Origin of the sequence: Streptomyces himastatinicus ATCC 53653 (assembly GCF_000158915.1) — a bacterium.
Taxonomy (GTDB): domain Bacteria; phylum Actinomycetota; class Actinomycetes; order Streptomycetales; family Streptomycetaceae; genus Streptomyces; species Streptomyces himastatinicus.
This window is the reverse complement of record NZ_GG657754.1, coordinates 7,544,171-7,548,640: the sequence shown is the minus strand read 5'-3', so window position 1 is coordinate 7,548,640 and position 4,470 is coordinate 7,544,171. Positions and strand designations below refer to the sequence as shown.

At 71.3% G+C, this 4,470-nt stretch carries 4 protein-coding genes and 1 other RNA gene; 3 read left to right on the top strand and 2 right to left on the bottom strand.

Annotation, left to right across the window (positions count from 1 at the left end):
- Both SSOG_RS32000 and SSOG_RS31995 read left to right on the top strand, forming a co-directional pair.
- The coding region (locus SSOG_RS32000) for a hypothetical protein (RefSeq protein WP_039939178.1) at positions 1 to 345 on the top strand (345 nt) is incomplete at its 5' end.
- Between the two features lie 277 nt (positions 346 to 622).
- Positions 623 to 2,338 carry an IPT/TIG domain-containing protein gene (locus SSOG_RS31995; RefSeq protein ID WP_106516491.1) on the top strand — a complete coding sequence of 572 codons (1,716 nt, stop codon included), beginning with the start codon at positions 623 to 625 and terminating at the stop codon, positions 2,336 to 2,338.
- A gap of 88 nt (positions 2,339 to 2,426) precedes the next feature.
- Here the strand turns inward: SSOG_RS31995 and SSOG_RS31990 are convergent, their stop codons facing one another.
- Both SSOG_RS31990 and rnpB read right to left on the bottom strand, forming a co-directional pair.
- Positions 2,427 to 2,618: a hypothetical protein gene (locus SSOG_RS31990; protein WP_009718409.1), complete on the bottom strand. Its 192-nt coding sequence runs from the start codon at positions 2,616 to 2,618 to the stop codon at positions 2,427 to 2,429.
- Between the two features lie 296 nt (positions 2,619 to 2,914).
- Positions 2,915 to 3,319, bottom strand: an RNA gene (gene rnpB, locus SSOG_RS47425) — RNase P RNA component class A.
- Positions 3,320 to 3,593: 274 nt separating this feature from the next.
- On the opposite strand from rnpB, the gene SSOG_RS31985 reads away from it, so the two are divergent.
- A partial coding sequence (locus SSOG_RS31985; protein WP_245606421.1) for an alpha-amylase family glycosyl hydrolase occupies positions 3,594 to 4,470 on the top strand: 877 nt, incomplete at its 3' end.

Genomic DNA, 4,470 nt, shown 5'->3' with positions numbered 1-4,470 from the left:
GGCGCCGTCAGCCGCGAACTCGCCGACACGCGCGTGGACTCACTCGTCTCCCGGCTGCCGTACCGCGACGAGGATTTGCTGCGCGTGCTCCAGAACCAGGTCCGCTTCCTGCTGGCCACTGGCGCCCCGTACGACCATCCCCTGGACGCCATGCTCGGCTCCACCGGCTACTACGAGCGTGAGCTCTCCGCCGACTACCTCGTCGGCCTGGTCGACCTCATGCTGACCCACGGCGTGCGCGACCGCCCGGGCACCTACGGCAGGACGGCCCGGGAGAGCGCCCAGCAACACATCGCCCACGGCCTGGCCCACTACCAGGCGGTGGTGGACCGGCTGGCCGCCTGAAGCCGCGGTGGCGGCGTGGAGGCGCCGACGGGCGCATTGCGGATGAGCGGCGCACGCAATCCGCTCCGGCGCGACGGCGCCCGACGACGGTCCACAGGGACGGTACGGGGGAATGTCGTGCGCTCGGCTGTCCGGTTGGTGTCGCCCGGTCGGCGATTGTCACCCGTTCGACGCTGTGCATCACTGTGAGCAGGAGAACCGGCGGGGTGCCCTGGGCTCGCGTTCTTCGCCCGGGGCCGGACTTCTCGGCAGACATGCCCTCGGAGAGGACCCCATGATGTTGCTCTTGGCCGATCCCCAGACCCTGTCGGCAACCGACACCGTCTCACGGCGAAGCACCCTGCTGCTGACGCCTTCCGTTGCCACCATCCCGGTCGGCGGCTCGCCGTTGGGAGTGACGCTGACCCCGGACGGGGGACGGGCGTACGTCGCGAACCAGTCCTCGGACGACATCAGCGTCATCGACACCGCCACCAACACCGTCACGGTGACCATCGCCGCACCGGGTGGACCGCGTCTGCTGTCCTTCTCGCCGGACGGCACCCGCGCGTATGTGACCCTGTTCGACACCGGCAGCGTCGGTGTGATCGACACCGCCACCAACGTCCTCACGACAACCATCCCGGTCGGTGCCGGAGCCGTCCAGTGCGCCCTTACACCGGACGGCACCCGCGCCTACGTCACATGCCAGACCGCCGGTGTCGTCAGCGTCATCGACACCACCACGAACTCGGTCACCACCCCCATCACCGGTCTCAGCCTTCCAACCGGGGCAGCGGTCTCCCCGGACGGCGCCCGGGTCTACGTGCCCAACGCCGGCGACGGCACCGTGGCCGTGATCGACACCGCCACCAACACCGTCAGCGCGAGCATCCTCACCGGTGACGTGCCCATCCTCGTCGCCCTCACACCGGACGGCACCCGCGCCTACGTCAGCGTCGCCGGGGAGAACGCCGTCAAGGTGATCGACACCGCGACCAACACGGTGACCGCCGCCATCCCCGTGGGCAACGGCCCTCGTATGGTGGCCATGAGCCCGGACGGGACCGCCGTCTACGTGGCCGATCTCAGCGCCAACACCGTCACGGTGATCGACACCGCCACCAACACCGCCGTCGACAGCATCCCGGTGGGCAACAGCCCGATCGGCGTCGCGGTCTCCCCGGACGCGTCCCGCCTGTACGTCACCAACAGCGCCGACAACACCGTCAGCGTGATCGCACTGACCCTGATGCCCGGTCAGGGCTCCACCGCGGGCGGGACCATCGTGACCATCCGCGGCCACAACCTGGCAGCGGCCACCGCGGTGCACTTCGGCGGCGCCGCGGCCACGATCCTCTCCAACACCGCGACCTCGGTCACCGTCAGAACCCCGCCCGGATCGGGCGCGGTCCCGGTGACGGTCACCACCCCCGGCGGCACCGGCGGATTCGGCACCTTCGTCTACCGCCCCGCTCCGCTGCTGTCCGGCATCAGCACCACCAGCAACCCCTATGGAGGGGCAGGACCCGCCATGGGTCCGGTCACCGGTGGAGGCACCGCGGTCATCACCGGAGTCAACCTCTCGGGCGCCACGGCCGTGCGCTTCGGCTCCCGTCAGGCCGTCATCCAGTCCGTCACCGACACCGCGATCACCGTCACGGTCCCCAGCGCCTCCTCCCCCGGCCCCGTACCGGTCACCGTCGTCACCCCCGGCGGAACCGCGGGCGGTCTCACCTTCACCTACGTAGCGGGACCCACCGTGTCCGGTGTGGTCCCCACCACCGGACGCACCGCCGGGGGCACCGACGTCACCCTCACGGGCACCGGCCTGGCCACCACGCACCAGGTCACCTTCGACGGTGTCTTCGCTCCCTTCACCGTCGTCTCCGACACCACGGTCACCGCCATCGCCCCGCCCCACACTTCCGCCGACAACATCACCATCACGGTCACCACCCTCGGCGGCACCACCTCCTGGAGCGGCTTCAGCTATCAGGACCCCACCATCTGACGTGTCCGAAGACCGCTCTCCACGGCCGATCCCGTCCGCGCCGGCCCCGACCCGGCTCCATGCTGTCGGCTCGGGCGGGCCGTCATCGCTACGCCCTGACGGGGACGTCGCGGGCCAGGGAGGTCTGCTCGAACGGGTCGCGCTGCTTCGGGAAGCTCGCGGCGCATTCGCCCGGGCAGGCGTAGACGACGCCACCACCGGCACTCGCGCCGTACCCGATCGCGACGACGACCGGCCTGCCCGTCGGCCGCTGACAGCGAGCGCAGATCTGGATCGTCACCGGCCCACCGCCTCCTCGGCGGCGACCGCCCGGGCCATCGCCAGGCGCAGCAGGTGAGGGTCGGTCGTCAGGCCCCTGTCAGGGCTCGCCGGAATCCGCCAATGCAGGCGCGACTCCCGTTCTGTGCTGACACTCAGAACGGTACCGCCGGTCGGCTCCGCCAGTACGCCCGATCGGCCCCATTTAGGTGGGGCCGTCGCGCTTCCTTGACACGACGAAACGCCCGTCCCGGCCGCTGGCGAACGTGCAGTAGATGTGCTCCCTACACGCTTTGACCGGATAGGGAGCGTGGGCGGCGGACGAGTCGGCCTGTACGCCGGGTTCTGTCTCCCGTGGGCCTTGCGGCCCGCGGGGAGGCGGCCATCCATCTAGGGCCGACGTTGCCGCCGGCCTCGTGCGGTCTACCCGCGGACTCGGGCGGGCAGCCCTCGATCATCCGCGCAGAGCCGCCTTGCGGTGGCTCCTTTTGACCTTGCTCCGGGTGGGGTTTACCTAGCTGCCCAGGTCACCCTGGGCACTGGTGGTCTCTTACACCACCGTTTCACCCTTACCGGGCGCCTTGCGGCCCCGGCGGTCTGTTTTCTGTGGCACTGTCCCGCGGGTCACCCCGGGTGGGCGTTACCCACCACCCTGCCGTGTGGAGCCCGGACGTTCCTCGGCGGGGCCCCGAAGGACCCCGACGCGACCGCCCGGCCGGCTCGTCCGCCGTAGTGACCATGGTACCGGCCCGAGCGGGGCGGCTCAGACGAAGTCGGTCGTCGCCGTACGGTCCCGGTCCGCTGTCGAGTGCTCGTCGACCATGGACACGCCCTCGCAGGGCATCCAGGGCTCGGCGCCCCGGAAGAGCCGATCGTGGCACAGAAGCACGCACGCCGGGGCGGCTCCGGCGGGCGATCTTGCCCTCTCGACAGACCGCGGCGCGCCCGGGGACACTGCCTGGACGGCTGGACCCCCTCCTTCCATGGCGAGGACACCGTGAGCGACGACCCCGTGAACAGCGACTGGTGGCGGCAGGCCGTCATCTATCAGATCTACCCCCGCAGCTTCGCCGACTCCGGCGCCGACGGGATTGGCGATCTGCCGGGCATCACCGGTCGGCTGCCGTACCTCGCCGGGCTCGGCGTGGACGCCGTCTGGCTGAGTCCCTTCTATCCGTCCGCGCTCGCCGACGGCGGCTACGACGTGGCCGACTACCGCGACGTCGATCCGCGGCTCGGCACCCTCGACGACTTCGACCGGCTGGTCGCGGAGGCCGACCGGCTCGGGCTCAAGGTGATGGTGGGCATCGTCCCCAACCACACCTCGAACGACCACGCCTGGTTCCAGGAGGCCCTGCGCTCGGCCCCCGGCGCCCCGGCCCGTGAGCGGTACGTCTTCCGCGAGGGGCGCGGGGTGGGCGGCGGGCTGCCGCCCACCGACTGGGTCTCGTGCTTCGGCGGCCCCGCGTGGTCCCGGCTGCCGGACGGGCAGTGGTACCTCCACCTCTTCGCCCCCGAACAGCCCGACCTCAACTGGGACCACCCGGAGGTCCGCGCCGACTTCCTCACCACGCTGCGCTTCTGGTCCGACCGGGGCGTGGCCGGTTTCCGGGTGGACGTCGCGCACGGGCTGGCCAAGGACCTGGCCGAGCCGCTGCGCGACATCGGCGACGTGCCCGGCTACGAGCCGGAGGACCTGCCGGAGGACGGCAGCCATCCGCTGTGGGACCGGGACGAGGTACACGGGATCTTCCGCGAGTGGCGCAGGGTGTTCGACGCGTACGACCCGCCGCGGATCGGGGTCGCCGAGGCGTGGGTGCGCAACTCCCGCCGGGTGTCGTACGCCCGCGCGGACGAGCTGGGCCAGGCGTCAA